General features: G+C 68.7%; 5 protein-coding genes and 1 pseudogene. 2 read left to right on the top strand and 4 right to left on the bottom strand.

Annotated elements, in window-relative coordinates; translation table 11 throughout:
• The 3 genes and pseudogenes from ACZ5OX_RS38900 to ACZ5OX_RS38890 form a co-directional block, all read right to left on the bottom strand.
• Nucleotides 1-682, bottom strand: a pseudogene (locus tag ACZ5OX_RS38900) (ATP-binding protein); the annotation flags it as partial.
• Nucleotides 683-711: 29 nt separating this feature from the next.
• Nucleotides 712-894: a hypothetical protein gene (locus ACZ5OX_RS38895; RefSeq protein WP_465636915.1), complete on the bottom strand. Its 183-nt coding sequence runs from the start codon at nt 892-894 to the stop codon at nt 712-714.
• Nucleotides 895-1,147: 253 nt separating this feature from the next.
• On the bottom strand, nt 1,148-1,816 hold the full coding sequence (locus ACZ5OX_RS38890) for a GbsR/MarR family transcriptional regulator (RefSeq protein WP_465636913.1): 669 nt from the start codon (nt 1,814-1,816) through the stop codon (nt 1,148-1,150).
• Between the two features lie 148 nt (nt 1,817-1,964).
• On the opposite strand from ACZ5OX_RS38890, the gene ACZ5OX_RS38885 reads away from it, so the two are divergent.
• Entirely contained in the window at nt 1,965-2,852 is an 888-nt protein-coding gene (locus tag ACZ5OX_RS38885) for an ATP-binding cassette domain-containing protein (RefSeq protein WP_465636911.1), read from the top strand.
• A gap of 49 nt (nt 2,853-2,901) precedes the next feature.
• Nucleotides 2,902-3,660 carry an ABC transporter permease gene (locus ACZ5OX_RS38880; protein WP_465636909.1) on the top strand — a complete coding sequence of 253 codons (759 nt, stop codon included), beginning with the start codon at nt 2,902-2,904 and terminating at the stop codon, nt 3,658-3,660.
• A gap of 1,041 nt (nt 3,661-4,701) precedes the next feature.
• On the opposite strand, the gene ACZ5OX_RS38875 is transcribed toward ACZ5OX_RS38880, so the two are convergent.
• The gene (locus ACZ5OX_RS38875; RefSeq protein ID WP_465636908.1) at nt 4,702-5,460 is read right to left on the bottom strand and encodes a transposase; all 759 of its coding nucleotides are present in this window, start codon (nt 5,458-5,460) and stop codon (nt 4,702-4,704) included.
• Nucleotides 5,461-5,855 lie beyond the last annotated feature (395 nt).

Genomic DNA, 5,855 nt, shown 5'->3' with positions numbered 1-5,855 from the left:
CACCAGACGCGGTGACCGTCAGCATCGAAAACCCGCGCTGAACCTGTCGCACCTCGGCACGACCTTGCACATCTTCGCCGGAACATGTGCGCTTTGCTGAAGGTCTTGTTCGAGGTCAGGATGATCGAGCCCTTCTCGTAACGCATGGAGATCACCTGGAAGACCAGGTTCGCCTCGGCGCGTTCAAGAGGCCGGTAGCCGACCTCATCACCACGAGGACGCTGGGCCGCAGGTAGGTGCGGAGCTTGCTGGTCAGGCGCCCGGCGGCCTCGGCGGTCTTGAGGTGGCGGACCATGTCGTCGAGACTGGTGAAGTAGATCGAGAAGCCCGCCGGGCAGGCGGCGACCGCCAGAGCGACGGTCAGGTGGGTCTTGCCGCCCCCGCCGGGCCCCAGCAGGGCGGCGTTCGCCTTGGCCTCGACGAACGACAGCGTGGCCAGGTCCTTGACCTTGCGTGGGTCGAGTCGTGCTGGAACGAGAAGTCGTAGTCGTCCAGGGTCTTGTGGTGTGGCAGCTTCGACAGCCTCAGGCCCTGGCGGAAGCGGCGGTCGTCGCGAACGGCCAGTTCTTCGGCGAGGAATGAGGTCGAGGAAGTCGAGGTAGCCCATCTTCGCTTCGTCCGCCCGCTTGGCGTACTGGTTCAGGCTCTCGGCGAGGTGGGGCAGGCCCAGCTTGACGGCCATGGTGCGGATTCTGTTGCTGACCAGCTGGCTCAACGGACGTCCTTCGTCGGGGAGTTGGTGGTGAACGGGCGGGTGCCAGTCAGCTCGTCATAGACGGACAGCGGTCGGCGGCCGACCTCGACGCGGGTGGCGGGGGCCCGGTTGAGCAGGGCCCGCAGTGGGCCGGCTTCCTCGGCCAGGGGCTGTTCGTGGCGGGGCCGGGGCACGATCACGACGGGGGACCCGGCCCTTGCCGGTGGGGCGGTAGGCGGCCAGCACGTCGATGTCGAAGTCGTAGTGGCCCGCGAATGCGACCGCCTCCGGGTGGAGCGGGACCGCCTCGCCGGGGGCGACGTGCCGGCGGACCACGGTTTTGGTGCGGTCGTAGACGATGCTCATCGGCACTCCTCCAATATGCGGGTCTCACTGTCAAGCCGCCGGTTGTACTGGGAAGCCGTTGAGCGCCTGAAAACGCAGGGACTCGTGTCACCTCAGCAGGTCGCGCCACCGGGCCGCCGACTCCAACGCGTCCAGGCTGATCCGCTCCAGGAACGCCCCACTCTTCGCCAGCCGCGCTCCGGCAGGCGTGTCGAGGCCGATCTGCTCCGCGTACTGGACCGCGACCTGTGCCGCATGAAGCGTCTGTTCCGCGCCGGTCACCGTCGACTGGAACCAGGCGTCGTTGTCGACCACGTACACGTCCCGGCGCCCCTGGGCCTCGCGCCGGATCAGCTCCTGGCGGATCAGATACCCGACCGCCGCCGAGACCGATGCCGGGCTGACTCCCAGCTCCCGGGTCAGCTCGGTGGCTGTGAGCCTGCCGTCCGTACTCAGCCACAGTGCGATCAGGACCCTGGCCATCATCTTCGGCAGCCCAGTGCCCACCGCCAGCTCCACCGCCTGGTCCTGGGCGTCCGTGTGCCCGGCGCCGGGCGTGTGCCCGGCGCTCGGCGTGCGGCGGCGTGCCCGTCGCTCCGTCGCCTGGTGCGCGAGTTCGGCGCGATAGCCGGCCGGACCGCCGTTGCGGCCGATCTCCCGAGTGACCGTCGACGTGGTCCGGCCGAGGCGCCGCGCGATCTCGGCGTAGGAGAGCCCCTCGACGAGTCCGGCGGCGATGCGGTGGCGGTCCTGCTGGGTCAGTCTTCCTCCTGGCATGGCCGCAGTCTTGCATTCGGCGACACCTGTTGCAATGCCAATGGTGCATTCGACGGCATCGTCATTGCATCAAAAAATGGCCATTGAACTGCGGTTATGCGGATCTCTCCGTAGACACTTTCTCTGAACGCAACGTAGCTTTCAGCCCGTGCTGAACACAGATGCCATCATCTCCGCCACTGGACTGCGCAAGTCCTACGGCGCCCACCTCGTCTTGGACGGCGTCGACCTCACTGTCGCGCAGGGCACGATCTTCGCCCTGCTCGGCCCCAACGGCGCCGGCAAGACCACGATCGTCCAGATCCTGTCCACCCTGATCAAGGCCGATGCCGGCGAGATCCGCGTGGCCTGCCACGACCTGGCCCGGGACCCCGACGCGGTGCGCGCCGCGATCGGCGTCACCGGCCAGTTCTCCGCAGTGGACGACCTGCTCACCGGCCAGGAGAACCTGCGCCTGATGGCCGACCTGCTGCACGTCGGCCGCTCGCAGCGCCGCCGGACCGTGCAGGCGCTGCTCGAACGCTTCGACCTCGCGGCCGTCGCCCGCAAACCCGTCGCCACCTACTCCGGAGGCTTGCGCCGCCGCCTGGACCTCGCCATGACGATGGTCGGCGCGCCCCGGCTGATCTTCCTCGACGAACCGACCACCGGCTTGGACCCGCGCAGCCGCCGCGAATTGTGGCGCACCGTGCGGGACTTGGTCGAGAACGACGGTGTCACCGTCTTCCTGACCACCCAGTACCTGGAGGAGGCCGACCAGCTCGCCGACCGCGTGGCCCTCCTCAGCGAGGGAAGGCTCGTCGCCGAGGGGACGCCTGACGAACTCAAGCGCCTGATTCCCGGCGGCCACATCGCCGTGCGCTTCGCCGACGACACCGAACTCACCGTCCAGATCCCGGACGGCGGCGTGGCCGAGGCACTGAGGGCCGTTGTGGGCCAGTTGGACGCGATCGACGCAGAGGTTGCGGGGCTGACGGTGCACACCCCGGACCTCGACGACGTCTTCCTCGCCCTGACCAAGTCCTCCTCGCTCTGACCGACGACACCGACTCCACCAACGACATCGCTGTGAAGGAACCTGCCTGATGAAAGCCGTCGCCGACTCCGCGACCATGCTGCGCCGCCAGCTCAAACACGTCCGCCGCTACCCGACGCCGCTGCTGACCTACACGGCCGTCCCGGTGATCATTCTGCTGCTGTTCGTCTACGTCCTCGGCGGCACCATGGGCGCCGGCATCGGCGGCGGCCGCGCCGCCTATGCCGGCTACCTCACGCCCGGCATCATGGCCACGACCATCGCCGGCGCCGCCCAGGGCACCGCCATCGCCGTCGCGATGGACATGACCGGCGGGATCGTCGCCCGGTTCAAGACCATGGCCATCGCGCGCGTCTCCGTCCTCACCGGACACGTGCTCGGCGCCCTGGCGCAGAACTTCCTCGCGCTCACCGCGGTCACCGCCGCCGCCCTCGCGATCGGCTTCCGGCCCGCCGCCACCGCCCTGGACTGGCTCGGTGTCATCGGCATCCTCGCCATGTTCACCTTCGCCATCACCTGGCTGTCCGTCGCGCTCGCCTTGATCGCCCGCAACGTCGCCACCGCCAGCAACCTGCCGATGCCCTTGCTGATCCTGCCGTTCCTCGGCAGCGGCGTGGTGCCCACCGCGTCGATGCCGACGCCGCTGCGCTGGTTCGCCGAACACCAGCCGTTCACCCCGGTCATCGAGACCCTGCGCAAGCTGCTCGCCGCCCAGCCGGCCGACACGGACCTCGCGAAGGCCGTCGCGTGGAGCGCGGTGATCGCGCTCGCCGGCTACCTGTTGGCGCGCAAGCTCTACAACCGCTGAGACTGCGCATCGGTGAGGCGGGGGTGAGGCGGCGTCCGACGCGGTCCGCCTCGGGCCCGCAGAGGGGATCAGGACGCCTCTCCGTCCAGTCGGCTGAGAAGTCCATCGAAGATCTGCTCGCGGGCGACCTGGCACTTGGCTGCCGCATCGTCCCGCTGGCGCTCGAGGGTGGGGCGGAATTCGATGGTGGTGACGAAGAACGTGCAGGACTCGCAGATCGATTCGAAGTGGCAGTCCATGTCGACGGGACGCGCAGCCAGTAGGCGGAGCCGATCCGGACCACCGCGTCGATCGTGAGACCGAACATCTCGCTGCGGCGCATCCCGGTGCGGGCGAGGATCTCGATGGCCAGCCGCGCACATGGGTCGGGATCCTGGCGGGCGGCGGCCAGCAGCTTGGCGGCAGCCGCGTCGTCGAGGAGCCGGGGCAGCGGCTCGTCCGCGATCGGGAAGTCGCTGTCGAACACCAGTTGGCGGGGTGGCCGGTCGTCGGCGTCCCACTCGTCCAGGCGGCGGAAGAATCCGCGGAGCTTGCTCAGCCGGTCGCGGACGGCGTGCCGGTGCAGCGGTCCGCCGCGGGCAGCTGGTCGTTCCGGCAGCCACTGCCGGTAGCGTTCGACGTGCCGCCGTTTGAGGTCGGCGACGCACCCCACCGTCGCGTCCTCGTCGGCCACCAGCAGGGCGAACTCCCGCAGCGTCAGCTCGGCGTTCTTCACCGTGCCCGGCCGCAGCGTGCCGCCGATCTGCTGCAGGTAGTGCTGCATGCTCTCCGCCAGTGCGGCCGGGACGCGGGCCCACTCCTGGGCCCGTATGTCGGCCCGGTCCGGAGACCGCCTTCGCGGCAGCTGATCGGACAGGCTGCAGTGGAACAATGTCGCCTCGAGATTGAACAGGGCCGTCGAGAGTGCCTTCACCCCGCGGCTGGGTATGCGGCGGGCCGCTTCGAGCAGCAGTTGGCGTCCCTCGTCCCAGTCGGCTTGCCGCAGCTCGTGCGGCTGTCGGCCGAACAGCGCCACGAAGTGGGCCAGCAGGTTGAACTGGGTCATGGCGACCGTGTTGCGGAAGCCGAGCGAGCGCGCGGTCTCCAGCGGGGTTGCCCGCGGCATCGACGCGTCGTACCAACTCCGGCTGCCAGGCCATCCGCGCTCCTCGACGGGAGCGACCATCCTGACCGGAAGCACGAGATCGCGGAAGAGTTGTCACCCACATAACCGCCGAAGTGCGCGAACGCCTGCCGGTGGCAGTCGAAGAACGTCGCGAGGTCCTGGCTGGTGGTGAAGCAGCAGAACGGGTCGCGCGAGTACGACAGCGTCATGTGGAAGGAGTAGACCTTCGGGATGCCGACGTGGGCGAGGATCCGGCCCTCGTCGCCCCAGTCCACTTGGGCCCGGGCTCCGGGCACGACCTCGAAACGGCGGTGCAGGCCAGTGAGTTCGCCGGGATTGATGCCGAGCTCCTCGGCGATCCTCGGCCTCGCCTCCTGCAAGTAGATCTTGATCCGCTGGTAGTTGATGGCGATCCCGTACTCCTGGACCAGCCGCTCGTGGATCACCGTCCCCTTGAGCAGGACCTCGGACCGCAGCATCGCGTCGATCAACGGGGCGACCTCGTCGACCGTCCGCGGCCGGGGCAGGGCACCCGGTGCCCGCTGCGGAGGCGCCGCCGGAACCTGACCGGACAGGTGCTTCGCGACCGTACGGTGGTTCAGCCCGGTCGCCTTCGCGATCTGCCGCTGACTCATCGCGCCGGAGTCGTACAGCGGGCGATATCGCCTCAACTCCAGCCAGCGATGCGGGTCCAAGACTACTGCCGACCGCCTCCCTGCTGCTCGAAACCGACGACAGCAGGCTCACGGACAACAGCGGTTCACCGCATCAACTCTGGTGCACAGTCACTCGTACGAGGTGGTGCAGGTTGACTCGTACGCCGACAGCTGTGGTCTGGGGTGCTGCCAGTGTGGGTTCGGGGCTTGTCGGGTTCTTGTGTGGTGTCTGTTCGGTGTGGTTTGTCGGGTCGTGGGAGGTGGCTGTCGTGTCGGGTGTGTCTGGGCTGGTTGGCGTGCGGGGGTGTGGTGGGGTCGTGGTTGGCTGGCTGGGTGGTTGGTTGTGTGTGGTGGCACCGCTCGGGTGGGTGACGGTTCCTCGCGGGGACTGCCGGAGTGTCGGTTGGAGTGTCGGGTCTCCGAGCGGTGCTGCT

Source organism: Kitasatospora sp. NPDC032121, from assembly GCF_055580145.1.
Note: the sequence above shows the minus strand (reverse complement) of the source record. Positions and strands in the feature narration are given on the sequence as shown.